The sequence below is a fragment of the Mucilaginibacter sp. P2_A4 genome (assembly GCF_056405015.1).
In genome coordinates, this window is the sequence record NZ_JBFUCX010000010.1 from 187,127 (window position 1) to 212,305 (window position 25,179).

Consider the following 25,179-nt stretch of genomic DNA (forward strand, 5'->3'; position numbering starts at 1 on the left):
TAGTATCATGCAACCCGAAGAAGAAAAAGAACTGGTTAAAACGATAGTAAAGGTATCACGCTATACGATTTATATTACGTTGATTGCTGTAGCATGTATGGCAATTACAATAGTTTCCTTATTCAATAACGGATCGGGAACTACAGCAAGCCCCAAAGCAAATGAGGGCGCAGCTACAACCAGTGTTACTGCTCCTTCATCTCCGCTTGCCGCAGCTGGAACTACGCCGAGAGCCATACCTGCAGATGCCTGGAAAGCGCCGGATGAAAGCACCATCCCGGCAGGAAAAGCAGGCGACATGATTCGTTATGGAAAAGAGCTTTTAGTACATACATCTCAATATTTTGGCCCGCAGGGTTCGGTTGCGCATATTACCAACGGCATGAACTGCCAGAATTGTCACCTTGCAGGCGGCACTAAATTGTTCGGAAACGATTACGCCGGTTTCATTGCCAGCTATCCAAAAATGAGTGGGCGCAGCGGTAAGGTAGAGCCAGCTTCAGAACGAATAGCGGAATGTTTTGAACGCAGCCTGGCAGGTAAAGTACCGGATACTTCAAAAAAAGAGATCCAATCTATATTGGCCTACATGAAATGGATCGGTAAGGATGTAAAAAAAGGGCAGAAACTATTCGGAAGTGCAACAGAAAAGTTGGCCTTCATGGATGGGGCTGCCGATCCGATAAAAGGAAAGGCGGTTTTTACCATGAAATGTCAAAGCTGTCACGGCAATAACGGAGAAGGCATGTTAGCGGCCGATAAAAAATCCTACACCAATCCGCCTCTATGGGGTAAGCATAGTTATAATGATGGTGCGGGTATGTACAGGCTGACCAATCTTGCCGGATTTGTTAAAAACAATATGCCTTTCGGCGCCACTTATGAAAGTCCACAGCTGACAGATGAAGAAGCCTGGAACGTAGCAGCCTTTATTAACACCCAACCCCGTCCGCACAAAGACCAGCACAATGACTGGAAGGATTTGAAAAAGAAACCGATAGATTTTCCTTTTGGGCCGTATGCGGATGCCTTTAGCGAAAAACAGCACAAACTTGGCCCCTTTAAGCCAATCAAAGACGCACAAAAAGAATTAACCGTTAAAAAATCATAAACATAAAAACCATGAAAAAGTACACCTTAATTTTAGTAGCCTTTGCCTTTTTAACTTTTGTAAAAACAGCAAGCGCCCAAACCGATCCGGCAGCTTTTACCGGCGCAACAGCAAAATTGAAGCATTACGATGCGCTATACATCCTAAATTCAAACGACGATAAAAAAATAAAGGGCACGCTGCGCAATATTGACAACGCGCTGGAAGATGTCCGCCTGAAAGGCAAATTGCATGTGGAGCTTATCGCCTTCGGCGATGGCGTTGCCGTTTATATGAAGAGCGGCGCATATGAGCAAACCTTAAAAGACTTGCAAGCCAAAGGTGTTGTTTTAGCTCAATGCAGCAATACGATCAAAGAACGAAAAATAGATAAAAACGACCTATTCCCGTTTGTATCCTACGTACCAAGCGGTAATGGCGAGATTATCATCCGTCAATATCAAGGCTGGGCTGTCGTTCATCCATAACCTCCTTATCATTCTAAAAATCATTTACAAACATTAAAGTCAAATGAAAAATTATAAAAATATATTGTTTAGCGTAGCAGCATTTATTGCATGCAGCAACCAAGTTAAAGCCCAGGAGCACCGGTTTGATCCGCCCTGGAACACTCCGCCGGAAAGCAAGGTGATGTTTACCGTGCCGGGGGTTGATAATGTTCCCGACCTGTTTGGTGACATCAACGACCCGCAGTTAGTTGTGTTCTTTGCCGGTAACCAGTTTATGTGCCTGGATGATATGATGGCGGCATTTAAGAAGGCTTATCCGCAATATCAGCGGGTATTTGCGGAAACGTTGCCTCCGGGCATTTTAGCCAAACAAATTATGGGTGGTTCGATCACCATCGGAAACCTGCGTATTACGCTTAAACCTGATGTATATACTGCAGGAAAAAACCGTACAGATCAAATGCCGGAATACTTCAGCAAAACCGAACCGTACGCCTATAACCGTCTGGCTATAATGGTACAGAAAGGCAATCCGAAAAATATTAAAGGATTAAAAGATTTAGGGCAGGCTGCGATTCGTGTTAGTATGCCGAACCCGGATTTTGAAGGGATAGGTAAACGCATTGAGCAGGCTTATGTACTCGCAGGTACAGAATCTTTGCGTAAGACTATTATGGAAGATAAGTTAAAGGATAGTACCACTTACCTTACCCAGATCCATCACCGTCAATCACCGATGCGTATTATGTACGGTCAATCGGACGCTGCCCCGGTATGGTATAGTGAGGCTTATTACCAGGTGATGATCAAACACCCGGTTGATATGGTCGAGATCCCTTCTGATCAGAATATCAACGCGACTTATGTTGCAGGACAACTAAAAAATGCGCCGCATGCACAGGCAGCCAGGGATTTTATGGACTTTTTGGTTAGCCCGGCAGCCAAAGCGATATACCGCAAATACGGATTTACAACCAAATAATAAACGAACATTAACATTAAAAATATGTCATTGCATTTAGGAGATTTAGCTCCAAACTTTACCGCACAAACTACCATCGGGGAAATTGATTTTTACGAGTACCTGGGCGATAGCTGGGGCGTATTATTTTCTCACCCTGCCGACTATACTCCCGTATGCACTACTGAACTGGGTAAGACTGCTCTATTAAAAAGCGAATTTGATAAACGAAATGTAAAAGCACTTGCTTTAAGTATAGACCCGCTTGATAAGCATCTTGCCTGGATCAGTGATATTAACGAAACCCAAAATTGCAGCGTAGAATTTCCACTTATTGCAGACGAAGATCGAAAAGTATCGATGTTATATGATATGATCCATCCAAATGCATCGGCAACAGCCACCGTTCGTTCCTTATTTATCATCGGGCCTGATAAAAAAGTTAAACTGATGATCACCTATCCGGCATCTACCGGGCGTAATTTCAATGAAGTATTACGGGTGATAGATTCTTTACAGCTAACCGACGAATACAGCGTAGCTACGCCAGCGAATTGGGAAGCAGGCGAGGATGTCATTATTGGCTTAGGTGTTAAAACAGAAGATATTGAATCAAAGTTTCCCGAAGGACATCGTATTGTGAAACCTTATTTAAGGTATACGCCGCAGCCGACAAAACAATAGACTGGTTCAATGTTTATAAATATTCATTTTATATGATGCCAAAACTCAGTTTTGTTATTTTGTTGATGTCGCTTTTTGGTGTAGCCAAAGCTCAGCATCACGATATGTCTATGTCAATGTCGATGCCTACTTCAACAAACGTATACCTGAAAATGATGGATCAGATGATGGTTAATATGGATAGGGTCGTACCCACCGCGTCAGCCGATGAAGATTTCCTGGCGATGATGATCCCGCATCATCAGGGCGCTGTGGATATGGCGAATTATGAAATAGCGCACGGCAAAAACCGGGAGCTGATCCAACTGGCCAAAAGTATCAAAGCCGAACAACTGGTGCAGATCCAGCAAATGCAATTGCTGCTACGCAATACCAAAACATTTGCCGGCAAAGGCAAAGCTCATCAACAGGCCAATCAAAAAATGATGGTGGTCATGATGCAGCAAATGCCGAAAGATAAAACGCTAAGTAACGACGACAATGCTTTTGCCCGAGTCATGATCCCGCACCACCAGGCCGCTATTGACATGGCTAAGGTGGCGTTGCAATACGGGACCGATAAAAACACCAAGCGTCTTGCCGAAAGTATTATCTCGGATGAGCAGATCGAAATTGATCAAATGAAGAAATTCACACCTATCCAATAAACAAACACCGATGAAAAAATTAATGATCCTGTTCCTGTTATTGCCGCTGACTAAATTAAGCGCACAGGACCGTGTGTACACCGGTAACCAGATCTCAAATACGGTATCGGTGATAGACCCTAAAACGCAAACCTATCTGGGTGAGATCGTATTGGGAAAACCCCAGCCGGAGATCTTAAGTCCGCTTTATAAAGGCCAGGCACTGGTACACGGCCTGGGCTATACCCCAAAAAGGCAATTACTGGCCGCCGTATCTATCGGCTCCAACTCAGTTACATTTATCTCTACTGCCACCAACAAGTTACTGAAAACAGTTTATATTGGAAGGTCGCCGCATGAGGCTACGTTTAATCCGTCGGGCACACAAGCCTGGATCTCGGTAAGAGGTGAAGCTTACATCAGTGTGATCGATGCCGCCACGCTGAAAGAGATCAAACGAGTTCCTGTGGCAGACGGGCCGGGCATGGTTTCCTTTACCCCGAACGGAAAATGGGCCTATGTATGTTCCAGCTTTACGGCGCAATTGGATGTGGTGAATACGGCGACCTATAAAGTAGTTAAAAGTATCCCGGTTGTCAGCCCGTTCTCGCCGAATATATTTTGCAGCCCTGACGGTAAATGGATCGCAATGACCCATAAAGACGTTGGCAAGGTAACCCAGATCAGTACCGCCACCAATAAAATAGAAAAAGTGTTCAATACCGGCCCGATTACCAATCACGTTACGTTTACCGTTACCAACAAGGTGCCCTTAATGCTCGTGACCGTTGGCGGCGAAAACACCCTGAAAGTATTTGATATCAACCAGGGTTTCAAACTGGTGGATAGCATAACCACGGGTTCATTACCACATGGCGTATGGCCTTCCGGCGATGGTAAATTTGCTTATGTAGGGCTGGAGAATGATGATCAGGTTCAGGTAGTGGACTTGGTAAAAATGGCCATTGTAAAAACGATCCCGATCGGTCAGTGCCCACAGGCTTTACTGTACGCTGTTAATGCGGGACCGGTAACACCTCTTACGACGGGCTTATCACCCCTGAATGCAGGTAATAAAAGCCAGGTAATTAAAATGAAAAGCACCGGCGCGATCAGCGCTACAGGCATGCTCAATGCAAGAAGTGTAGGCTTAACCGACCTGGTACAACAGGATTTCAAAAAGCTGGAAGCTAATACCGCATATACTTTAGCACTCACCAATTCCACCGAACAGCCCTACAAAACAGATTATGTAATCAATGCATTTAAAACGGATGCCAAGGGAGCTTTCAGCGGTCAGTCTACCGGTATTATTAAGAGTGTAGGCAAGCCTATGGCTGATTATAAAATGGTGATCCTGATCAACGATGCCAATAAAACTACGGTAATGGCAGGTCAATAATTAGAAGATAATCATGAAAAAATACATTTTAAGTATCGCAATGATAATGGCGGTTTGTTTCGCAACTTACGCTCAAACTGATACCCTGCACGTCTATGGACCGGGAGGCCCACTATCGGCGATGCAGGATTGCGCTAAAGTATTTACCGCAAAGACAGGTATTCCTGTAATCGTAACGGGAGGCCCCGAGCCTAAATGGCTGACCCCGGCTCAGCAAAATGCCGATGTGATCTATGGAGGTGCCGAATATATGCTTACCCAGTTTATCCAGACCCATCCGGGGATGGTTGATGTCGGTACAAGAGTTGAGCTGTATAAAAGAAGAGCAGCCATTTTGGTCAGGCCGGGAAACCCTAAACATATTGCATCGCTGAAAGACCTGACCAAACGGGGGATACATATTTTAGATGTGAACGGTGCAGGGCAATTTGGATTATGGGAAGATATTGCCGGAAAAGAGGGTCTGATTGAAAATATCCAGCGGAATATCTCAGGTTCGTTCGCCAATACCGCTTTGGGCATAGATGCTTGGAAAAAAGATAATACCTATGACGCCTGGATTACTTATGCCTCATGGCATGAAAACCTGAAAGGTATTACACAGGTAGTAGAATTTCCGGCCTCATCACTCTTGTACCGTGGTACTCCCGTAGCATTAACGACAAACGGTAAGCAAAGGCAGCAGTCAAATCAATTTGTTCAGTTCCTTCAAAGCGCAGCGGGTCACGCGATATTTAAAAAATGGGGTTGGGAATAATTAAGCGTAAGATGCCTTTATTAAATGACGCCTTAATTGCCGGGTTTATCGCCATCTCGGTAAATACTTTATTGCTCCAACTTGCACCTATGATCCATATTAAGGCGGAAGGTGGCGGACTTTTAAAATTATTATTACAATATGGCCGGCCAATAACCGGCCATATTGCTTTTTTATATACCTCATTATTTGGCGTTGTCTTTCATTACCTTACAGGACTTGTAATGGTAATAATTTATATTTGCTGGTTTAGCCGGTTGCTAAAAATGTCTGGATGGATTAAAGGCAGCCTTTTTTCTTTATTGCCCTGGCTAATTAATGGATTTATAGTGTTACCACTTTTAGGGTACGGTTTGCTTGGTAATTATAAACTCTCCTTAGCAGGAATGTGTTATTTTATGATAACGAATTGGTTATTCGGATTGGTACTCGGATGGCTATTTGCTTATTTGAATAAATCTCTAAACAAATAATCCATAACTTTACATTATCAACCATGTATAATGGTGATGAAAATGGCGTGTTTTTATAATTGATCTTTGATTAACAAAATCAAACAGATCATGAAAACTTTACAAAGCTTAACTCATCACCAATTTACAGAAAGAACAATCATATTAGGTGATAAAGCAATTAACACAGGGGCAATAATAGCAGCCTTCGCATTTTTAGTTTTACCTTTTATATTAATGATTGCCAGGTTATCTTAAAACTTTAATACATCCAAATGTTAGATTTCCGATTGCAGGTATTTTATACGGTAGCCAAAAGGCTTAATTTCACTAAAGCCTCAACCGAGCTATATATTAGCCAGCCAGCGGTTACCAAACACATTAAAGAGTTAGAAGCTGAATATAAGGCAACCCTCTTTGAACGTAGCGGCAATAAAAAGATCGTATTGACCCCGGCGGGTGATATGTTGCTTCAATATGCTGATAAGCTATTGGCCATTTATAAAGAATTAGAATTCGATATGAACCTACTGATAAAACAGCATTCAGGCGTATTGCGTATTGGTGGTAGTAATACCGTCGCACAGTATGTAATACCTCCGGTACTGGCACAGTTTCATAAAAAGTTTACAGACACGCGTGTAAACTTGGTTACGGGTAATACAGAGCAAATAGAACAGGCTTTATTAAATAAAGAGATAGACCTGGGAGTGGTAGAAGGAATAAATCGTAACCCGCAGATAAAATACCAGGAATTTATTGCCGATGAACTGGTGCTGGTTTGCAGTACGGCCAATAATATCATAAAAAAAGATATGATAAAGCCGGAAGAATTAAAAACGCTTCCTTTACTGTTGCGTGAACCGGGGTCAGGTTCACTGGATGTTATTGCACATGCGCTGAAGCCATTTGATATTAAATTATCCGACCTGCAAACAGAAATGCAGTTAGGAGGAACTGAGAGCATTAAATCGTACCTGATGCATAGCAGTTGTTTCGCCTTCCTTTCTGTTCAGTCTATATTAAATGAACTTAAGGCAAATACTTTGAAAATAGTAGATGTTAAAGACTTTAATATAGAACGGCCTTTTTATTTCATTCAGCTACACGGTCAACCATCCTCACTGGCTGAATTATTTATGCGTTTTTCCAAAACTTACAAGGCACATTAAGTTTATAATGCTGTTTAATCAATAACTAATGGTTATTGTAAATCAATAAGTGTGATAAAAATTGAGAGTTTTTCTGATTGATATTTGTATCAACAAAAAGAAAAAACATCATGAAAACATTTCAATTAGTAGTCGACCCCAAAATCTTAATTACCGGTAAATCTTGTCACTACAGTTACGCCCCGGTAAAAAACGTTGAACATATCGCTTTGGAAGACAAAGCAATGATTGGGATTAAAACCAAAACAGGTTGGTTTGATAAAGATGCACCGCAAAACCTTTCTTATAAAGAAGCGGGTATAAGGGCAATAATCGTAGTATTTATGCCGACACTCTCCGCTATCGACTGGTAGTTACACACCCATACGATGATCTTTATTGCTCCTTTGACCATGTATCTTGCAGTAAGCGCACTTACAATGACCTGCCAGGTGAAAGGGTTATTTACCAAAAACAAGCAGAATAATAGCCAGGTATTGTAAATAAGCCTTATTATATATAACAGGATTTTTTTGAAAAAAAACGCTTATAAAATGGAAAACATCGTTCAAATAATTTCGATCAAAGACATTACTCACAATGTAAAACGATTTAGAGTGACAAAGCCTGCTGGCTATCATTTTAATGCCGGGCAAGCTACCGAATTGTCCATTAATGCCCCCGGGTGGAAGGAAGAAAAACGCCCGTTTACATTTACCAGCCTCAATAATGATAGTTTTCTTGAATTCACTATAAAAATTTATAATGATCATCAGGGCGTAACTAACCATTTGGATATGCTGCAAAAAGGCGACGAACTCATTTTAAGAGATGTTTGGGGAGCTATTGAATATAAAGGGCCGGGGTATTTTATCGCAGGTGGTGCAGGCATTACGCCAATGTTGGCCATATTAAGGCAACTACATCAATATGGGCAGCTGGAAGGAAATAAACTTTTCTTCTCAAATCAGACCGATCAGGATATTATTCTTCACGACGAGCTACAGGATATGCTTTGCCAGAATGTTATATTCACAACTACTCGTCAAAACGATGTTGCGCATGACCATCGCAGGATAGATGCTGCATTTTTGCAAGCCGAAGTTAAAAATTTCGATAAACATTTCTATGTATGCGGCCCGGACCAAATGGTGTCTGCTATCAATGAAGCTTTAAAACTGGAGGGGGTAACGCCTGACTATTTAGTTTTTGAACAGTAATCCGTTAGTTCCGCTATCTTTGTTCTATGAAACTATTCGGAGCAATTTTAGAAGAAGAACTGCGAGCCAACAGCCAGCTTAAAACCCTGCCGGCTGAAACGGTGATGATGCAATCGAATAGTTATATTCGGTCTATCCCGGTGGTGCTTTCCGGTAGCATGCGTGTGATTCGCGAAGATGAAGACGGGCGGGAAATATTACTTTACTACATCAAACCCGGCGAAAGCTGCATTATGTCTTTTTTGGCCGGGATACATGAAGATACCAGTAAGGTCAAATTAGTGGTGGAGGAAGATTCGGAAGTGTTGATGCTGCCTATTGCCAAAGCCAGTGAATGGATCAAGGTATACCCGGAATGGGCGGACTTTATCTTTAAACTTTACCATAGACGTTTCGAGGAATTGCTGGATGTGATCAACGCGGTTGCCTTTCAAAAGTTAGACGACCGGATCGTGACCTTGCTGAAAAGAAAAGCAAGTGTTTACGGATCGAATGAGTTCAGCATTACCCATCAGCAACTGGCCGAAGAATTGGGCACCACCCGCGAGGTGATCTCCCGGCTGCTTAAACAAATGGAAAAACAGGAATTAATTACGCTCTCCAGAAATAAAATCATTTTAAATATCCCTCTGTAACATAGGTCACCATTTCACAGTCTGCATCCTGGTACATTTGTTTCCTAATCAAAAAATGAGTGGAAATAGCAGGATACGCGGCGGCAATATTAATAGGTCTATCTTTAGGTTTGATCGGCGGTGGCGGTTCTATTCTCACTGTTCCCATATTAGTTTATTTTTTCCTGATCGACCCTGTTATAGCGACAACCTATTCGCTGTTTGTAGTAGGGTTAACCAGCTCGGCAGGCGCGATAAGCCATTACCGAAAAGGTAATGTTAATTTTAAAATAGCTTTTGTATTTGGTATCCCATCATTAATAGCTGTATTCATCATGCGTAAATGGGTGATGCCCGTCCTACCGCATCATTTGCTCAATATGGGGTCGTTTGAATTGACCAAACCGGTGTTGTTAATGCTTGTTTTCGCGGTATTAATGTTGGCCGCTTCTATTTCTATGATCAGGAAGAAAAAAGAAATTTTAGTTTCCGACCCGCTGTTGAGCTATACTAAATTAGTGATCCAAAGTATTTTAGTGGGCATCATCACTGGTTTTGTTGGCGTAGGGGGTGGTTTTTTGATCATTCCCTCCTTAGTGCTATTCGCGGGTTTACCAATGAAAAAAGCGGTAGGCACATCCTTAATGGTAATGACCATCAGTTCATTGTTAGGCGTAATGGGTGACGTAAGCCGGCATGCCCCAATCGATTATAAATTCTTATTGCTGTTTTCAGCATTTGCCATAGCCGGAATTATAACGGGCAGCTATTTAACCAAATATATAAGCGAAACAAAACTAAAGCCTGCTTTTGGCTGGTTTGTGTTGTTAATGGGGATTTTTGTTTTGATCACAACTTTAATTAAATAACATGGAGCTAATTAAACAACCCTGGCCCTGGTATGTGGCTGGCCCCCTGATCGGGTTGATCGTACCGGCTTTACTTCTTTTAGGTAATAAAACCTTTGGTATTTCCGGAACGCTTAGACAGGTCTGCGCTGCCTGTATTCCCGCCAATATTTCATTCTTTAAGTATGACTGGAAAAAGGAAAGTTGGAATCTCTTTTTTGCTGCCGGAATAATTATAGGCGGCTTTATCGCTTCCTACCTGCTTTCCAACACCGGGCAGATAAATATCAATCCACATACGACAGCGTTGCTACAGCAGGAAGGTGTAAAAGATTTCAGCGGGTTATTGCCGCAGGATATATTCAGCTTTAGCCAGCTGTTCACCCTCCGTGGATTTATTTTTATTGTTGTGGGTGGTTTTCTGGTTGGTTTCGGAACCCGTTATGCGGGAGGTTGCACTTCAGGTCACGCCATCATGGGAATATCGAATTTGCAATGGCCATCTTTAGTAGCAACGGGTTGTTTTATGATCGGAGGATTTGTAATGACCTGGTTTGTTTTACCTTATTTATTACAGTTATGAAAAATATAAAATTCTTAGTGGTAGGGATGATCTTTGGTATTATCCTCGTCAAATCACAAGTGATCTCCTGGTTCCGGATACAGGAAATGTTCCGCTTGCAAGCCTTTCATATGTATGGGATTATCGGCAGTGCCATAGTTGTAGGCATCATTTCAATTCAGCTCATCAAACGGTTTCAGTTAACGACCGTACACGGAGAGCAAATTGTTATTCCTGACAAAACATTTCATTGGGGTAATGTCTACGGTGGATTGATTTTCGGTTTAGGCTGGGCAATAACCGGAGCTTGTCCGGGACCGCTTTTCGCCGAGATCGGCAGCGGCTTCTTCGTAATTATCGTTACGCTGTTAAGCGCGATTACGGGAACGTGGACTTATGGTTTATTAAGGGAGAAATTGCGTCATTAATATAACAGATAAAATGAAAATCGAACAATTTGAAGATAAAGGACTGTCTCACTATTCCTATGCTATTTTAAGTGAATGTGACCGGCAGATAATTCTAATAGATCCGTCACGGGATGTAAGCCATTATTTGGCTTATGCTGAAAATAATGAAGCGACGATCATCGGCGTAATCGAAACCCATCCGCATGCGGATTTTATAAGCGGGCATTTAGAATTGCATCAAACAGCTGGCGCGACTATTTTTTGTTCTGCATTAGTAGGCGCAGCTTATCCGCATCAAACTTTTGATGATGGGAATAGTGTCAGTTTTGGTAAGATAACATTAAAGGTGCTAAATACGCCCGGCCACTCTCCTGATAGTATCTCCATCGTATTAATGCACGATGGTAAAGATAAAGCGGTATTTACAGGTGATACTTTATTCATCGGCGATTGCGGCAGGCCGGACTTGCGTGAAAGTGCTGGTAACCTGCCCGCTAAACGGGAAGAATTAGCAGCTAAAATGTATCATTCACTCCGGGATAAGTTAATGGTGCTGGACAATGACGTAATTGTTTACCCTGCGCATGGAGCCGGAACACTTTGTGGTAAGGCATTAAGCGAAGCCAACAGTAGTACCATCGGCGCCGAAAAATTGAGTAACTGGTCGCTGCAGCCCATGAACGAAATCGAATTCACGAAGCTGCTTTTGCAGGATCAGCCCTTTGTTCCTAAATATTTCCCATTTGATGTAGAATTAAATAGACACGGCGCAGGAAACCTGGCGCAGGCAATTGAAAATGTTCCTGTTGGCCAGGCTGGTATACTAAACAGCAGTATTTATATCATTGACACAAGGGCTGAAAAAGAATTTAAAAAAGGGCATCTTCCGGGATCTATCAACCTGCAAAATGGCGGCAAGTTTGAAACCTGGCTGGGGAGCATTATTGCACCCGAGGAAGCCTTTTACCTGGTCGCGGAAAATGAGCAAATACTCGAAAGCCTGATCTTGCGCTGCGCGAAGATTGGCTATGAGCATTTTATTGAACGGGCATTTGTTTTTCAGGCAGGAACAGCAATAATGGATGCTATTAACATAGATAGGTTTTCAACGAATCAAACGGAATATACCATTGTTGACATCAGGAATAGTGGAGAAGTGATGGAACACCCGGTTTTTAAAAATGCCATTCCTATACCGCTTCCCGAATTAAGGGAAAGAGTTTCGGAAATACCCTTTAATAAACCCATAATTGTACATTGCGCTGGTGGCTATCGCAGCGCGGCTGGCAGCAGTATCATTAATAATGCTTTTGGCGATAAAACAAAAGTATATGACCTTGGTGAATCTATAAAAGCATTTTTATAAACATGAGTATATCATCCATTCGTAAAAGGCTGACCGTTGCAAATATGCTGAATGGAGTTTTCATTGTATTGGTACTCATCGTTTTTTTCAACCCCTCTGCCAAGGCTTTACTGATTCGCGGTTTAATGCAGGTCGGTTTATTTCAACCCGATATATCGCAGCCGATAAAAACCACTAATAATACCAGTTTGCCAAATATCACTTTTCAAAATACCAACGGGCAAATACTAAACCTAAGCGATCAAAAAGGCAAGGTCATATTTATAAATTTTTGGGCGACATGGTGCCCGCCCTGTATAGCGGAAATGCCATCTGTTAATGAGCTCTATGAAAAACTGCAGCACAATAAAAATATTGTTTTTATCATGGTAGATGCAGATCATGACTTTAATAAATCAGTGCCATTTATGAATAAGCATCAATTCACCCTTCCCCTTTACGAGGCCAACAGCGAGATACCGGAGAATTTATTGAGTGGCTCAATTCCTATTACCGTTATCTTTGATAAAAAAGGGCAGTTGGTATTTCATCATGAAGGAGCAGGTGATTATAGTAGTGCAAAATTTGCAGATTATTTATTAAAACTGTCCCGTTAGTCATGGAAAGAAAAGATCATTGGGAAAATGTTTATCAAACCAAACAACTTTTGGAAGTCAGCTGGTTTGAGCCGATACCTGAAACTTCGGTTAAGATCATAGAAGAATTAGGCTTGTCTACAGATGCCGCGATCATTGACATCGGCGGGGGTGACAGTTTATTAGCCGATCATTTATTAGCATTGGGCTATACCAATATTTCAGTGCTCGACATATCATCAGCAGCGATTGAACGTGCTAAATTCCGTTTAGGCCCAAAAGCCGTTTTAATTAAATGGATAGTAAGCGATATGCTCTTATTTAACGGAACGGAAAAATTTGACGTCTGGCATGACAGGGCAACTTTTCATTTCCTGACCGACCCGCAGGATCAGCAGCTATATTTATATACCGTAAACAAGAACTTAAAGGATGACGGTTATTTAGTGCTCGGTACATTTTCCGTAAAAGGCCCCGAAAAGTGCAGTAATTTGCCGGTACAGCAATATTCGGAGCTTACACTTACCAGGCTTTTTAGCCGGTATTTTAAAAAGATAAATTGTTTCATTAAGGATCATACAACTCCATTTCAAACCTTACAGCAGTTTATCTTTTGTGTATTTCAAAAGAATCAATAACCTTTTGTTATTGAGCATACTATTTTATGATAAAAACGCCGGGTAAAATTGATTGATCTTTGGGTATCAAAACAACGAATATGAATACCCAACAATCAACAATACCATCGACCGGCCTACTATTTAATATTGGCACCAATGCTCAAAAGATATTATTTTTTATATGTGTCATCTTTTGCCTTTCACCTTTTGCAAGCCCCGCAATAGCTTTATTAATAGGCATCGTTATCGCACAATTTACAGGTCATCCTTACATTGACTTAAATCATAAAGCTGTTAACTTATTATTAAAAATAGCTGTTGTAGGCCTGGGTTTTGGGATGAATGTACATAGCGCCATGCAAGCGGGTAAAGAAGGAATTTTATTTACCATCGCTTCAATAACCGGGACCTTAGTATTTGGTTATTTCATGGGCAAGTGGTTAAATATTGAAAAGAAAACCTCTTATCTTATTTCAGCAGGTACAGCTATTTGTGGTGGAAGCGCTATCGCGGCTATTTCACCAGTGATCAAAGCTGATGAAAAACAAATATCTGTAGCCTTAGGATGTGTATTTATCCTTAACTCCATAGCATTGGTGATATTTCCTATTATAGGGCATCACTTTAATCTGTCTCAAACTCAATTCGGCTTGTGGTGTGCTATCGCAATCCACGATACCAGTTCAGTGGTAGGTGCTGCAAGCAAATACGGTGCTCATGCCTTAGAAGTGGCTACCACTGTAAAATTAGCCCGAGCTTTGTGGATCATCCCGGTTGCTTTTATGTCGACCTTCATTTTCAAAAACAAATCAAAAAAGATCAGCATCCCCTATTTCATAGGCTTATTTATACTGGCTATGATAGCCAATACTTATATCCCAGCTACTAAAATTATCAGCCCCTACATGATCTCCATTGCTAAGGCCGGGTTAACCCTTACCTTGTTTCTGATCGGTGCAGGCTTATCCAGGAAAGTGATCTTGTCGGTTGGTTTTAAACCATTATTCCAGGGCGTTGTTCTTTGGATCATCATATCAGTTGCGGCTTTATATGCCGTAATGCATTTGGCTTAGTCTAAATGCCTTTCTTAACCTTTGTAATTCTCTTGTCTCTTATCAAGGGAACGATAAGAAATACAAACAGCCAGATTAATCCAAATACTACACTTGAACTTAGAAAAATAATACTTATTTTCTGTTTAATCAGATATTCCGCAATCGTCTGAAATAATGAAAACTGGAAAACAAACTGAAGCACCTGTTTGGCTTTGTTAGCAGATATCGTCAGATTATAAAGCAATAACAAAGGTAAAAGTGCGAAGCTGATCAACCGTCTGGATATTACAATAACCAGCCTATGTTTGGGTATATGCTGATATTTCATAAGCAAGCGGAAGATGAAAACAGTTAATATCATGACTGCAAATGATACCAAGAACTTTTTGCCGAGGAATTTTGGATATCCTTTGAATCCTTCAGTGTTTTCACTAATTTCAAGCAGATCTTTTTGCTTGACGTCTTGCTTCGCCCGCTCAAATGAAGTTTCAAAATCACTTCCTTCACCGAGATATAATTCTGTCAGGATTGCCAGGTGGTCGGCCATCTCTTTGATTAATTTGTCTTCAATTACTCCAGAATGTTTCAAATAACCTATTATCTGGTCATACTCAAATTCCGTTAATTCTCGCTTCATGCGATATTTACGTTAAAATCAATTACATCATTTAGCGATTTGATGAAAGATGCCAGTTCAGCGATCTTTTCGGTTGCTACGGCAGCGCCGCTTTTCGTCAGCCGGTAATATACCCTCGGCCTTTTGCCTACCATTACAGATTCTGTTTCCAAAACCCCAGTCGCTTCCAATTTGTGGAGAGACGAATACATCGCACCCTCACTGATCTGAATTTTATTAGCGGTAAGTTCTTTCACCGTTTGGGTGATCTCATACCCATACATCTTAACGTTTTCCGACAGTAGTTTCAAGATAATAATCTCAATTGTACCCTTTAGCAGCTCTTTAGAATACATACTTTTTTTTAGGCAAATATAGCCCTAAAATGATTACATACCCTTTATAGCAAGGTATATTTTGAAAAAGATTAAACCTTTAATTGAATATTGAGTTTAACACTTATATAAGATACGATGCATTGTATAAGGATGTATTTATCGATCAATTTTAAAGATGAAAAAGCTAATCATACTGTGTGGATTTATTTCAATTATGAACGTAGCGTGTGCGCAGCAAATGCAAAAAACACCCAATCAGAGGGCTGAACATAAGACTCTTTTACTTCAAAAACAATTGTCGCTTAATAAAGAACAAGCCAGAAAAGTAAAAGTAATAATGTTGGAGCAAGCTGTTCGCATAGATAGCCTTAAAGCTAACAGGCAAGCAGAAAAGAGAAACCGGCGGCTAACAAAACGGCAAATTATTGCCCAGACTGACGGCAGGATGGAAAAAATACTCTCTGCTGATCAAGAAGCAACATACCTTAAATGGAAAGAATTAAAAAAGGCAAAACACAGTAGAAATGGAAAACAGGCGGACTAACCACCGCTAGAAAATGAATTAATAACAACTAAATAATATCTATGAAAAAGAAATCAATTGTTGGTGGTTTATTTGTTGCCATGCTGGCAGTGACCAGTGTATCCAACGCACAGACCAGGACACCATTGATCAATCACCGGGAGAAAAACCAAAAAGCAAGGATTAATCAAGGTGTAAGAAGCGGTGAATTGACCCATCATGAGGCACATACGCTGAGAAATAATGAACGAAATATTAACGCAGAAAAAAGAATTGCAAGAGCAAACGGAAAAGTCGGCCCAAGGGAAAGGAGCATGATCCGCCATCAAGAAAGCCGGGATAGCCGAACAATTTACAATAAAAAACACAATGCAGCTGTCAATTAATTAATTGTTTAATCATACACCTATCAAAATGAAAATAATGAAATATCTGCTTTTACTCTTTGTAATCGCATTCAGCTTTAGTTCCTGTGTAGTCAGGCGTGGACCCGGATGGATTCCCGGTCACTATGATGTGGGTCCTTACGGTGGCAGGCATTGGGTTCCGGGTCATTATCGTTAATATATTTATTAAATCTCAATGCGAATCAAGAGTCGAAATATGTTGATAACTTCAGGAGATAAATCGTTGATTGTGAGCGATTTAGCGACGAATATATTTGGTTAAAGCCTTGAAAATCAGTATCTTAAAGAAGATTACCACATCGAACTTTAAGAATGATTCCCAAGGCTAAGGCACTCAAACTAATCGCTATATACCTGTATATATGCAAGTTACACAGCGACGAACTCAAACACCTATCTCAAAGATACACCAATAACGACAAACCCGACTTTACAGATCAGGAAATTATGACATTATATCTTTTTACTGTTCAGCAGGAGCAACGTTTCAGTGTATCGCAGGGCTATGCTTTTGCTGACCAGTACCTGCGTTCCTGGTTTCCTGCGTTGCCTTCTTACAAAGCTTTTAATAACAGGTTAAACAGGCTTAGTGAGGCGTTTAAAGCTGTAGCTGCTCATTCCTTTTCGACTTTTATACCACCGGAATGTGACACTGCTATAAGCTTACTCGATTCTATGCCTATTATTACCTGCTCAGGAAAGCGCAGCGCTAAAGTAGCCACTGAAATCACGGACAAAGGGTATTGCTCTACTAAATCCATGTTTTACTATGGGCTTAAGTTACATGCCCTGGCCTTTCACGGCCCAAAACGCTTGCCTTTTCCCGAACATGTAGTAATCACTCCGGCATCCGAGAATGATTTAAATGTTTTCAGGCAAGATTGGAGCAATATAAACAACCGCACTTTCTTTGGGGATAAAATTTACAATGATGCGGAATTCTTTAAAGATTTAGCTATAAATACCAATTCTATCATGCTTACACCTGTTAAGGGGATAAAAGGACAACCCGAGGTAATCAAACAAAGAGATAAAGCTGCAAATGATCTGTTCTCCACTGCTGTCTCTACCATTAGGCAGCCTATTGAGTCCCTATTTAACTGGCTGATAACAAAAACGGATATACAGAGAGCCAGTAAGGTCAGATCAACAAAGGGTTTGCTTATTCATGTTTTTGGTAAAATTGCTGCCGCTTTTATTTATCTTGTCTTTTAACCCTTGATTCGCATTCTCAATACATTTTTATGAAAAAAATAGCAAGTTTTCTAATATTGTTATCCGTCCTAACATTAGGCGGAAACAAAAGTTTTGGTCAAATCATCGTCAGAGTTCGTCCTGCAAGACCTGCCGTAGTTATTAATCGGCCGCCCGCGCCGTCGCCCCGCCACGTTTGGGTAGATGAAGACTGGCAGCTAAGTGGTGGCAGATATGTTTGGCATGGTGGTTATTGGACAGCGCCGCCTCGACCGGGGGCTTTCTATGTTAGAGGGCATTGGCGAAACACACGTCGCGGCTCAATTTGGGTTCCAGGTCACTGGAGATAAAAGAGAAGGCCGTCTCATAACTAGTTTATGAGACGGTTTTTGTTTAAAAAGCATTTAATAGCCCCACTAGGAACAAAGTTTGTAATGGTAGATTGTCGGGGGATTTTTCTATTTGAGCAGGATTTTAGCGAAAAAAGCGAAGTTTTGCTTACGCTTCCTATTTTCTGAGGTTATGTCCGATGGAAAGTAAGCCGATTTCGACTTCGGTTTTTGTTAATCCTTTGAGCAGGAACCTGCGGAAACCATGATTATGCTTGATTTGGGCGAATACGGGTTATACATAGGGCTACTTTAGCGTGATTTATGGTACTTTATCTTACTGGTGATGTTACTTATTTGTTACTTTATGTTTTTAACTATTTGAAAATCAATGGTTAATTACATTCCTGCCATTATATTATGATAGCTTAAATGGCAAAGGTAAGTGCAATTGCGGGTTTCTGAAGATATATATAGATAAAGATGATACTGGTATGGGTAACAGGCTTTAATATAAGTACATCGTTACTAAATGTTGTAGTCTCTAAGTTTGAATGATGAACCATTGAAAACAAGAAAAAGTACTTTCGAAGAATTGGTGGATGACTAAAAATAAAGCGAAATTTGAAAAGCCAAAGTAAACAATCCTTAATTTAATATTTCATATGAACGTACAGGAACAAATCAACGAGTATATTACCAGCCAACCTGAACCAAAGCGCAATGAAATGCAAGAGTTGCACAATCGCACACTTCAAGTTTTACCAGGTTGTAAATTATGGTTCGACAGCGGTAAAAACAGCGAAGGTAAAATTGTTAGTAACCCCAATATAGGCTATGGATTATACACCATAAAATATGCTGACGGTAAGACCAGGGATTTTTTTCAAATTGGTTTGAGCGCAAACACCGTAGGGATCTCTGTCTATATCATGGGTATCAAAGATAAGACGTATTTACCCCAAACATATGGAAAAGCAATAGGCAAGGCGAGCGTAACCGGGTATTGCATTAAGTTTAAAACGCTAAAAGATATAAACATTGATATACTTGAAGCGGCCATACGCTATGGGGTTGAGGCTACGAATGAAAATTAAATTTCAAACGGAGCCAAACCCTAAATGCAATAACCAGGTACTTACTTCATTTGAGCCGTTACTTCTCTGTAGCAGGCGCATCACCCGGAACTAAAGGCTCCCTGGGTTTTTCTTCCTGCGGAGTATTGCCCGGGAAATTTAAAAGGAACTCATTTTTGCCCTGTGGTATTTCTATGCCTTCTTTAGCAAATTCAATGTATATGGCACGCATTACGTTGCTTTTTAAACTTAGCCATTTTGTAATTTCCGCAGCCCAGAACCATACTCTGAATTCAACTGCAGTATCACTAAAATTATATAGAAAAACCGACGCCGCGGGAGTGCTCATGATATCGTCATGGCTCTGGATAATGGTTTTAAGTATATTTTCAACCTTCACCACATCTGATCCATAAGTAACACGAATAATAAGCTCTACACGGCGGTTATTATTAGTTAAGGTCCAGTTTACCACGTGGTGTGATATCAGGTCGCCATTGGGTACAATAAGTTCCGATCCATCCCCACACTCTATTTTGCTTGACCGGATACCTATTTCTTTAATAGTACCGGACTTACCGCTTACTTCAATAATATCACCCACCTGCACCGGTTTTTCAAAGGCCAGTATAATACCCGATACCAGGTTATTTACTATGTTTTGCAAGCCAAAACCAATACCTACTCCTAATGCGCCAATAATAATGGTTACCCTATCCATAGGTATGCCTGCTGCAGTTATAGCTACAAAAAAACCAACAACAAAAACAGTTAGCCTGATGAGTAATATAGATGATCTTGTTTTTTTAGCCTGCGGGGTAAGTTTAGTTTGCTGGCCGGCAAAATCATAAAAATAACTAATGATTCGTGCTAAAAGACCCGAGATCCAGATCACAATAATAAATACCAGCACACTACGGAAGGTGAAGGCAGTACTGCTAAATTTATAAGGATGATTTAAAAAATCATTAACCTGATCATATAAATAATCGTCGATCGCCAGGTTTTTAGTTAAAGCTACCAGCCACAATATAGCGGTGATTTTAACCAGGATGCTTTTGGATTTCTTTTGCAATACCTTAAAATCAATAAATGAAGTGATGTCGGTATTATTATCCTTGTTTTTATTGGCTTCTAATTGTAAAAACAAATTTTCCATCAATATCTGCACAAGCAGATAAAATCCCATTGCTAAACAAAGGTTTAAGGTTGCGGTAGTACCCACTATTTTAGCCAGGCTAAACCTTCCTAATATGTTTAATAAAACAGAAAGTCCGTGCAAGCCAATAAATACTTTTAAAATAACTGCCATGTAAGGAGGGTATTTATCGGCAGCGTTTTTTAAGGTTTTTAAAAATTTAAACGAGTAATAAATGATAAATCCGGATATCAACAGCAAAACGATCCTGTCAACATAGGTTATTAATATCAGTAAACTACTTAAACAGAAAAATAAAGCAGCAATAAACAATATCTGCCAAAATTTGAATAAAGGTTTAGGCCAGTTGTCTTTTATTAAAAGACCAATGCTGCCCATCATGATCAAAAGCATTGTATTTGCAAACACTTGTGCCGGATGATCATAAAAGTATGGCGATAGTATGCTGAAAACCGTTAAGGCAGATAGATATGGGTGCTTTATGATATAATGCGTTTGCTCAAATATGCTTGCATGCCCTTCGTTAAGCCGGGCGATTTTTCTTTTGCTGGTATATATCCATGTAAAAAAGGCAATGAGTAGCAACACGCTTGCAAAATGTGCCCAATAATTTGATTTACTGGTAAAAAAATACTTGTATAGCCTTGAATTTAATTTATAGGTTTTAACAACCGCGGTATCTAACCTGGCAGTTTTGCCGTGTTCATTCATCTCCCAAATAAAGCCATATTCATTATCCATGGTTTTAATGGTAAACTCGTGTATTTTCAGGTCGATCCGGTCATCAAGGTCAATCACTAATACCGACAGGGAAGATACCCTGTTCTGTAAAAGTCCTATCCTGATAACTGATTTTTGCGTGGCCTTGTCCAGGGTTTTCCATTTAGCATCTAAAATCTGTACCTGGCTAAAAAACTTGTCTCGTAAACTACTATCGGCAGGAGCCGTGCGCAGCACCGTATCTGTTTTAAATTCAGATATCTGATCGCGCATTTTATCAAGTTGGTCATTGTATATCGTGAGCTGATCCTCCCAATCACCCAATTGGTCTTTTAGGTGATCAATCATACTGCGGATAGTTACCAGGTTGCCCAGCGTGCTGGAGGAGTTTATGGTATTGCGCATTAAAGCCATCCTCTTTTCTAAAGAAGGTAAGCGTTCGCTGATATCTAAAGTATCAAAACCGCGAGACAGATCGGAGTTGGTTTCTACATATGCGGTGGTATAATCCTCAATTTTACCAAGCAGGATATTTACTGAGCCATTGGCGTTTTTAAAGGAACGGATCACGGAATCCCTGTGCAAAACCTTTTGTCGTAAAGAGTCTCTTATTGATAAATGGCCCTTTTTCTTTTTGACCTGGGCAGAACAATCCTGGCTTAGGGTTGAGGCTTGTATTAAAATCAAAAAAATACAAATGACTTTAAATATATTTCGCATCCGTTATTGGGTGTGTTAGTTGTTGATAAAGCTAAATTAATGAATGCATTTAGCTTTGCTATAAAAAAATTAAACCATCCACTTTGCAAATGGTTGGCTGTGCTGTTAATTAAATAAGGTATTAACGCCAGAGTTACCTGAACGGATATATTGGAAGAGTGAAATAAAAACAAGTTCCATTTTCAGTTTGGTTTTCATTTTCTTCCACCCCGATAAGTCCGCCGTGCCTGATGATGATTTCGGCGCTTAAAAATAAACCGATGCCAAATCCAGGGATGTTTTTTGGCGTTGAGGAGGCCCGGTAAAATTTTTTAAATACTTTATGATGTTCGCTTGTTGGTAAACCAATGCCGTAATCTTTAACCTGCACTTTAATCTCGTTGTTGTAGGTTCCTATGGATACTTCTACATCTTTACACTCCGGAGAATATTTAACGGCATTATTAATAAGGTTGGTTAAAACTTGCCCAATGCGGTATCTATCGGCAAATACCAGGCTATCAATATTGGTAGTTAGTACCTGTATCCTGTAGTCAGGATTAATGAGCATGGTGTTTCCTGCTATTTCCTCACCAAGCGCGTTTAAATCAAAATAATCTCTGGCTAAACGGATTTGATTGGAATACAGGTTAACCGGGTCGGCCATTTCATTTAATAACCTTGTAATGCGCTCAACAGAACCTAAGGCTCTTTTAGCTACCTGGGTTATCTTTTCATTGCCGACGCTTGCAATAAACCTATCCAGCAATTGCAAGTAACCCTTAACTGCCGAAAGTGGCGTTTTAAGTTCGTGTGTGGTTACGTTAAACAATTCGTCCCTTAGCAGTTCCAAATCCTTCTTTTCGGTAATATCAACCATGGTTCCAATAATGCGGACAGGAACCGCTCCTTCAAAAAGAACAGTGCCTTTGGCATCAATCCAGTGGATACTTTGGTCGGTATGCCTAACTCGGTACTGTAAACTATAAATCCCATCTGTTGATTGTATGGCTTTTATAATTTCGTCGGGCATTAAAGGCCTGTCTTCGGGCAATATGCATTCCAGCAGTTTATCATAATCCAATACATCGTTTATGGAAATGCCGATATTGGTTTTGCATTTTGAAGTGCAGTTTAATGCATAGTCACTGAGGTTAAGTTCCCAAAAACCTAACTGTACCTGATCAAGCGCTATCTTAAAATGATCCTGGGTTACTTGAATGGAGTGTTCCTGGTAGGCTAAGGCTAAAGGCATATGTATCGGAAATTAGAGAAAGAGGAAGTTTGGAAAACAAGGTACGTAATTACTACTGTATTGATTGTCATAATTTTAAGCCCCAGGGGCAAACAGTGTTTTATCAATTGATGATTACGAAATTAGGGGTAAACTAAAACTGAAGCTGCTTCCTTTCCCTGTTTCGCTTTCTACGGCGAAACTTCCTTGGTGTTTTTTTACAATCTCAGATGCGATGTACAGCCCAAGGCCAACGCCCTGGTAAAGCATTGATGTTTTACTTACCCGGTAAAAACGCTGAAATAATTGCCCCATATCCTCTTTTGCAATTCCTATTCCAAAGTCTTTTACAGTAACTACGATGTTCCCGGCAGTAATTTTAGCTGTTACAATTATCTTATTAGCCTCCGGCGAATATTTTATTGCATTTTTAAGGAGATTGATCAAAACCTGTTCTATTTTAAATTGATCGCCGGTATAAGGCATATCAACCGAGTTTTCAAGGAGGATTTCATGGTTTGTGGAAACCATCTGTTGTACCTTGGAAATACTATTGGTGAGCGCGTCAGAAAAATTAAACTTAGAAATGTCCAGTTCTATTTTTCCGGCGTTTATCCGGGTAACATCCAGCAAATCTTCTATTAATCTTTCCAGGCGTTTAATGCTATTGTTGGCGTTTAAAATAAAGGCATACGTTTTGTCGGTTTTGTCGGCGGTTTTTTCCAGTAGTTGATTAATGGCTTTTATATTAGTCAAGGGTGTTTTAAATTCATGACTTACCATGTTAAAGAACTCATTTTTCTTTGCTTCGGCCGCGGCCTGTTGTTCTTTTTCCTGTTTCTGAATTTGTACTTCTCTATTGGCTATAATTAACTCTGCCGCACGTTTCCCTTTTTCTTCATCCTGGAAGCCCAGTTCTTTAAGTGCTATGATTAATTCGGCAGCCCGTTTTTCTTTTTCTTCATCCTGAAAATCAAGCTCAATATTAGCCAATATCAATTCGGCAGCGCGCTTCCCTTTTTCCTGGGTTTGAAATACGAGCTCCTTGTTTGCAATGCCTAATTCTGCGGCCCTTTTTTCTTTTTCCTGATTTTGAAAAATGAGTTCTGCATTGGCTATTGCCAGTTCTGCGGCTCTTTTTTCTTTTTCCTGGTTTTGAAAAATGAGTTCCCCATTGGCTATTACCAGCTCGGCAGCCCGTTTCTCTTTTTCTAAATTTTGAAAAATGAGTTCCGCATTGGCTATTACCAACTCGGCAGCCCGTTTCTCTTTTTCTAAATTTTGAAAAATGAGTTCGGTGTTTGCTATTATTAACTCAGCGGCGCGTTTTTCTTTCTCCTGGTTTTGGAATATCAGCTCGGTGTTGGCCAATATCAGTTCGGCAGCACGTTTTTCCCTTTCCTCGTTTTGTAGACTGAGTTGGGCATATGCTATAATTAATTCAGCGGCCCGTTTTTCTTTCTCTTCGTTTTGAAAATCCAGCTCCCGGTTTGCTTTAATTAATTCTGCCGCACGTTTAAGTTTTTCTTCGTTTTGGAAATCAAGCTCGATGTTGGCAACAATTAACTCCGCTTCACGCTTTCCCTTTTCTTTATTTTGAATTAGCAGCAGGCTGTTAGCATGGCTTAATTGGGCAGCAAGCTTTTCTTTTTCCTGATTTTGAATAACCAACTCTCTGTTTGCAATGATTAATTGGTCTGATAGATTCATTTTGTCCATAATACGGCTTGACAATTATCATTTTTAAGTGGGTATATCATAACCGTCCGAACGGCAGATCTACACAATTATCGTAAGCTGATTTTGAGTTGCTAAGCTTAAAAAAACCGGATTAGTACAAAAGAATAAAAAAAGAGATCTTTAGGATATTCCTAAAGAATGCACCCTATTTAGTAACATGCAATTATAGATAACAAAAAACTATAAACATTGTTCCAAAAAAAATAAAAGATTTTCGTCAAACCTGAAGCTTTATAATGTTATAACTTACTTAACGGAATCTTCCACGCATTGTTATAAAT

At 40.3% G+C, this 25,179-nt stretch carries 30 protein-coding genes and 1 pseudogene; 25 read left to right on the forward strand and 6 right to left on the reverse strand.

The annotated features are described in order from the left end of the window. The first annotated feature begins 7 nt into the window (after positions 1-7). The 20 genes from AC1DYB_RS18940 (at position 8) to AC1DYB_RS19035 (ending at position 14,881) form a co-directional block, all read left to right on the forward strand. Positions 8-1,111 (forward strand): c-type cytochrome, encoded by a 1,104-nt coding sequence (locus AC1DYB_RS18940; protein ID WP_202985352.1) that lies wholly within the window; start codon positions 8-10, stop codon positions 1,109-1,111. An 11-nt stretch (positions 1,112-1,122) separates the two neighbouring features. After that, a complete protein-coding gene (locus AC1DYB_RS18945; RefSeq protein ID WP_166091325.1) occupies positions 1,123-1,578 on the forward strand; it encodes a DsrE family protein in 456 nt (151 codons plus the stop codon). 43 nt (positions 1,579-1,621) lie between these two features. Continuing rightward, positions 1,622-2,542 (forward strand): molybdate ABC transporter substrate-binding protein, encoded by a 921-nt coding sequence (locus AC1DYB_RS18950; RefSeq protein ID WP_166091326.1) that lies wholly within the window; start codon positions 1,622-1,624, stop codon positions 2,540-2,542. 24 nt (positions 2,543-2,566) lie between these two features. Beyond that, positions 2,567-3,205, forward strand: a complete 639-nt coding sequence (locus AC1DYB_RS18955) for a peroxiredoxin (RefSeq protein WP_166091328.1) — start codon at positions 2,567-2,569, stop codon at positions 3,203-3,205. A gap of 32 nt (positions 3,206-3,237) precedes the next feature. Then, entirely contained in the window at positions 3,238-3,852 is a 615-nt protein-coding gene (locus AC1DYB_RS18960) for a DUF305 domain-containing protein (protein WP_166091329.1), read from the forward strand. Between the two features lie 10 nt (positions 3,853-3,862). Then, positions 3,863-5,233: a beta-propeller fold lactonase family protein gene (locus AC1DYB_RS18965; protein ID WP_202985353.1), complete on the forward strand. Its 1,371-nt coding sequence runs from the start codon at positions 3,863-3,865 to the stop codon at positions 5,231-5,233. Positions 5,234-5,246: 13 nt separating this feature from the next. Next, positions 5,247-5,990: a substrate-binding domain-containing protein gene (locus tag AC1DYB_RS18970; RefSeq protein WP_166091330.1), complete on the forward strand. Its 744-nt coding sequence runs from the start codon at positions 5,247-5,249 to the stop codon at positions 5,988-5,990. Positions 5,991-6,001: 11 nt separating this feature from the next. Continuing rightward, positions 6,002-6,463, forward strand: coding sequence for a hypothetical protein (locus AC1DYB_RS18975; RefSeq protein WP_166583841.1), 462 nt, complete (start codon positions 6,002-6,004; stop codon positions 6,461-6,463). 90 nt (positions 6,464-6,553) lie between these two features. After that, entirely contained in the window at positions 6,554-6,700 is a 147-nt protein-coding gene (locus tag AC1DYB_RS18980; RefSeq protein ID WP_166091332.1) for a hypothetical protein, read from the forward strand. A 17-nt stretch (positions 6,701-6,717) separates the two neighbouring features. Then, on the forward strand, positions 6,718-7,614 hold the full coding sequence (locus tag AC1DYB_RS18985) for a LysR family transcriptional regulator (protein ID WP_166091333.1): 897 nt from the start codon (positions 6,718-6,720) through the stop codon (positions 7,612-7,614). A 110-nt stretch (positions 7,615-7,724) separates the two neighbouring features. Beyond that, positions 7,725-7,967: a hypothetical protein gene (locus tag AC1DYB_RS18990; RefSeq protein WP_477437099.1), complete on the forward strand. Its 243-nt coding sequence runs from the start codon at positions 7,725-7,727 to the stop codon at positions 7,965-7,967. Positions 7,968-8,147: 180 nt separating this feature from the next. Next, positions 8,148-8,813, forward strand: a complete 666-nt coding sequence (locus tag AC1DYB_RS18995) for an FAD-binding oxidoreductase (RefSeq protein WP_166091336.1) — start codon at positions 8,148-8,150, stop codon at positions 8,811-8,813. 26 nt (positions 8,814-8,839) lie between these two features. Then, positions 8,840-9,448, forward strand: coding sequence for a Crp/Fnr family transcriptional regulator (locus AC1DYB_RS19000; protein WP_166091337.1), 609 nt, complete (start codon positions 8,840-8,842; stop codon positions 9,446-9,448). 59 nt (positions 9,449-9,507) lie between these two features. Continuing rightward, positions 9,508-10,296 (forward strand): sulfite exporter TauE/SafE family protein, encoded by a 789-nt coding sequence (locus tag AC1DYB_RS19005; protein WP_166091338.1) that lies wholly within the window; start codon positions 9,508-9,510, stop codon positions 10,294-10,296. A gap of 1 nt (position 10,297) precedes the next feature. Next, positions 10,298-10,858, forward strand: a complete 561-nt coding sequence (locus AC1DYB_RS19010) for a YeeE/YedE family protein (RefSeq protein WP_166091339.1) — start codon at positions 10,298-10,300, stop codon at positions 10,856-10,858. Continuing rightward, the gene (locus AC1DYB_RS19015) at positions 10,855-11,265 is read left to right on the forward strand and encodes a DUF6691 family protein (RefSeq protein WP_202985354.1); all 411 of its coding nucleotides are present in this window, start codon (positions 10,855-10,857) and stop codon (positions 11,263-11,265) included. The genes AC1DYB_RS19010 and AC1DYB_RS19015 overlap by 4 nt, the downstream gene beginning before the upstream one ends. 13 nt (positions 11,266-11,278) lie before the next feature. Beyond that, positions 11,279-12,613: an MBL fold metallo-hydrolase gene (locus tag AC1DYB_RS19020; RefSeq protein WP_166091341.1), complete on the forward strand. Its 1,335-nt coding sequence runs from the start codon at positions 11,279-11,281 to the stop codon at positions 12,611-12,613. Positions 12,614-12,615: 2 nt separating this feature from the next. After that, positions 12,616-13,209 carry a TlpA family protein disulfide reductase gene (locus AC1DYB_RS19025; protein WP_166091343.1) on the forward strand — a complete coding sequence of 198 codons (594 nt, stop codon included), beginning with the start codon at positions 12,616-12,618 and terminating at the stop codon, positions 13,207-13,209. Positions 13,210-13,211: 2 nt separating this feature from the next. Further along, entirely contained in the window at positions 13,212-13,826 is a 615-nt protein-coding gene (locus tag AC1DYB_RS19030; protein WP_166091344.1) for a class I SAM-dependent methyltransferase, read from the forward strand. A gap of 80 nt (positions 13,827-13,906) precedes the next feature. After that, entirely contained in the window at positions 13,907-14,881 is a 975-nt protein-coding gene (locus AC1DYB_RS19035) for a YeiH family protein (RefSeq protein WP_166091345.1), read from the forward strand. Position 14,882: 1 nt separating this feature from the next. Here AC1DYB_RS19035 and AC1DYB_RS19040 read toward each other — a convergent pair whose 3' ends face one another. Continuing rightward, a complete protein-coding gene (locus AC1DYB_RS19040; RefSeq protein ID WP_166091346.1) occupies positions 14,883-15,500 on the reverse strand; it encodes a hypothetical protein in 618 nt (205 codons plus the stop codon). Beyond that, the gene (locus tag AC1DYB_RS19045; protein ID WP_166091347.1) at positions 15,497-15,835 is read right to left on the reverse strand and encodes a PadR family transcriptional regulator; all 339 of its coding nucleotides are present in this window, start codon (positions 15,833-15,835) and stop codon (positions 15,497-15,499) included. Before AC1DYB_RS19045 ends, AC1DYB_RS19040 begins: the two co-directional genes overlap by 4 nt. Positions 15,836-15,992: 157 nt before the next feature. Between AC1DYB_RS19045 and AC1DYB_RS19050 the strand changes: the two genes are divergently transcribed. The 4 genes from AC1DYB_RS19050 to AC1DYB_RS19065 all read left to right on the forward strand — a co-directional run bounded on the left by AC1DYB_RS19050 (position 15,993) and on the right by AC1DYB_RS19065 (position 18,291). Continuing rightward, positions 15,993-16,361, forward strand: a complete 369-nt coding sequence (locus AC1DYB_RS19050; protein WP_166091348.1) for a hypothetical protein — start codon at positions 15,993-15,995, stop codon at positions 16,359-16,361. Between the two features lie 41 nt (positions 16,362-16,402). Further along, the gene (locus AC1DYB_RS19055; protein WP_166091349.1) at positions 16,403-16,726 is read left to right on the forward strand and encodes a hypothetical protein; all 324 of its coding nucleotides are present in this window, start codon (positions 16,403-16,405) and stop codon (positions 16,724-16,726) included. Between the two features lie 333 nt (positions 16,727-17,059). Beyond that, entirely contained in the window at positions 17,060-17,962 is a 903-nt protein-coding gene (locus tag AC1DYB_RS19060) for a transposase (RefSeq protein ID WP_477437104.1), read from the forward strand. 29 nt (positions 17,963-17,991) lie between these two features. Continuing rightward, entirely contained in the window at positions 17,992-18,291 is a 300-nt protein-coding gene (locus AC1DYB_RS19065; protein ID WP_166091351.1) for a YXWGXW repeat-containing protein, read from the forward strand. 157 nt (positions 18,292-18,448) lie between these two features. Here AC1DYB_RS19065 and AC1DYB_RS19070 read toward each other — a convergent pair. Then, a pseudogene (locus tag AC1DYB_RS19070) lies at positions 18,449-18,562 on the reverse strand (transposase); the annotation flags it as partial. A 373-nt stretch (positions 18,563-18,935) separates the two neighbouring features. Here AC1DYB_RS19070 and AC1DYB_RS19075 point away from each other — a divergent pair. Next, positions 18,936-19,367, forward strand: a complete 432-nt coding sequence (locus tag AC1DYB_RS19075) for a hypothetical protein (RefSeq protein ID WP_477437106.1) — start codon at positions 18,936-18,938, stop codon at positions 19,365-19,367. 58 nt (positions 19,368-19,425) lie between these two features. On the opposite strand, the gene AC1DYB_RS19080 is transcribed toward AC1DYB_RS19075, so the two are convergent. The 3 genes from AC1DYB_RS19080 to AC1DYB_RS19090 all read right to left on the reverse strand — a co-directional run bounded on the left by AC1DYB_RS19080 (position 19,426) and on the right by AC1DYB_RS19090 (position 24,868). Then, on the reverse strand, positions 19,426-21,912 hold the full coding sequence (locus tag AC1DYB_RS19080; protein WP_477437108.1) for a mechanosensitive ion channel family protein: 2,487 nt from the start codon (positions 21,910-21,912) through the stop codon (positions 19,426-19,428). A 166-nt stretch (positions 21,913-22,078) separates the two neighbouring features. Beyond that, positions 22,079-23,179 (reverse strand): PAS domain-containing sensor histidine kinase, encoded by a 1,101-nt coding sequence (locus AC1DYB_RS19085; protein WP_477437110.1) that lies wholly within the window; start codon positions 23,177-23,179, stop codon positions 22,079-22,081. A gap of 114 nt (positions 23,180-23,293) precedes the next feature. Beyond that, the gene (locus tag AC1DYB_RS19090; protein ID WP_477437112.1) at positions 23,294-24,868 is read right to left on the reverse strand and encodes a sensor histidine kinase; all 1,575 of its coding nucleotides are present in this window, start codon (positions 24,866-24,868) and stop codon (positions 23,294-23,296) included. Positions 24,869-25,179: the final 311 nt, after the last annotated feature.

Bases quoted from the DNA above. Each gene is read 5' to 3' on its own strand.
- AC1DYB_RS19075 (WP_477437106.1), top strand. From the start codon at position 18,936: ATGAACGTACAGGAACAAATCAACGAGTATATTACCAGCCAACCTGAA.
- AC1DYB_RS19040 (WP_166091346.1), bottom strand. From the start codon at position 15,500: ATGAAGCGAGAATTAACGGAATTTGAGTATGACCAGATAATAGGTTAT.
- AC1DYB_RS19060 (WP_477437104.1), top strand. From the start codon at position 17,060: ATGATTCCCAAGGCTAAGGCACTCAAACTAATCGCTATATACCTGTAT.
- AC1DYB_RS19035 (WP_166091345.1), top strand. From the start codon at position 13,907: ATGAATACCCAACAATCAACAATACCATCGACCGGCCTACTATTTAAT.
- AC1DYB_RS18985 (WP_166091333.1), top strand. From the start codon at position 6,718: ATGTTAGATTTCCGATTGCAGGTATTTTATACGGTAGCCAAAAGGCTT.
- AC1DYB_RS19025 (WP_166091343.1), top strand. From the start codon at position 12,616: ATGAGTATATCATCCATTCGTAAAAGGCTGACCGTTGCAAATATGCTG.
- AC1DYB_RS19065 (WP_166091351.1), top strand. From the start codon at position 17,992: ATGAAAAAAATAGCAAGTTTTCTAATATTGTTATCCGTCCTAACATTA.
- AC1DYB_RS18995 (WP_166091336.1), top strand. From the start codon at position 8,148: ATGGAAAACATCGTTCAAATAATTTCGATCAAAGACATTACTCACAAT.
- AC1DYB_RS18970 (WP_166091330.1), top strand. From the start codon at position 5,247: ATGAAAAAATACATTTTAAGTATCGCAATGATAATGGCGGTTTGTTTC.
- AC1DYB_RS18950 (WP_166091326.1), top strand. From the start codon at position 1,622: ATGAAAAATTATAAAAATATATTGTTTAGCGTAGCAGCATTTATTGCA.
- AC1DYB_RS19030 (WP_166091344.1), top strand. From the start codon at position 13,212: ATGGAAAGAAAAGATCATTGGGAAAATGTTTATCAAACCAAACAACTT.
- AC1DYB_RS19010 (WP_166091339.1), top strand. From the start codon at position 10,298: ATGGAGCTAATTAAACAACCCTGGCCCTGGTATGTGGCTGGCCCCCTG.
- AC1DYB_RS19020 (WP_166091341.1), top strand. From the start codon at position 11,279: ATGAAAATCGAACAATTTGAAGATAAAGGACTGTCTCACTATTCCTAT.
- AC1DYB_RS18945 (WP_166091325.1), top strand. From the start codon at position 1,123: ATGAAAAAGTACACCTTAATTTTAGTAGCCTTTGCCTTTTTAACTTTT.
- AC1DYB_RS19055 (WP_166091349.1), top strand. From the start codon at position 16,403: ATGAAAAAGAAATCAATTGTTGGTGGTTTATTTGTTGCCATGCTGGCA.
- AC1DYB_RS19050 (WP_166091348.1), top strand. From the start codon at position 15,993: ATGAAAAAGCTAATCATACTGTGTGGATTTATTTCAATTATGAACGTA.
- AC1DYB_RS18960 (WP_166091329.1), top strand. From the start codon at position 3,238: ATGATGCCAAAACTCAGTTTTGTTATTTTGTTGATGTCGCTTTTTGGT.
- AC1DYB_RS18975 (WP_166583841.1), top strand. From the start codon at position 6,002: ATGCCTTTATTAAATGACGCCTTAATTGCCGGGTTTATCGCCATCTCG.
- AC1DYB_RS19085 (WP_477437110.1), bottom strand. From the start codon at position 23,179: ATGCCTTTAGCCTTAGCCTACCAGGAACACTCCATTCAAGTAACCCAG.
- AC1DYB_RS18955 (WP_166091328.1), top strand. From the start codon at position 2,567: ATGTCATTGCATTTAGGAGATTTAGCTCCAAACTTTACCGCACAAACT.
- AC1DYB_RS18990 (WP_477437099.1), top strand. From the start codon at position 7,725: ATGAAAACATTTCAATTAGTAGTCGACCCCAAAATCTTAATTACCGGT.
- AC1DYB_RS19015 (WP_202985354.1), top strand. From the start codon at position 10,855: ATGAAAAATATAAAATTCTTAGTGGTAGGGATGATCTTTGGTATTATC.
- AC1DYB_RS18940 (WP_202985352.1), top strand. From the start codon at position 8: ATGCAACCCGAAGAAGAAAAAGAACTGGTTAAAACGATAGTAAAGGTA.
- AC1DYB_RS19090 (WP_477437112.1), bottom strand. From the start codon at position 24,868: ATGAATCTATCAGACCAATTAATCATTGCAAACAGAGAGTTGGTTATT.
- AC1DYB_RS18965 (WP_202985353.1), top strand. From the start codon at position 3,863: ATGAAAAAATTAATGATCCTGTTCCTGTTATTGCCGCTGACTAAATTA.
- AC1DYB_RS19045 (WP_166091347.1), bottom strand. From the start codon at position 15,835: ATGTATTCTAAAGAGCTGCTAAAGGGTACAATTGAGATTATTATCTTG.
- AC1DYB_RS19000 (WP_166091337.1), top strand. From the start codon at position 8,840: ATGAAACTATTCGGAGCAATTTTAGAAGAAGAACTGCGAGCCAACAGC.
- AC1DYB_RS18980 (WP_166091332.1), top strand. From the start codon at position 6,554: ATGAAAACTTTACAAAGCTTAACTCATCACCAATTTACAGAAAGAACA.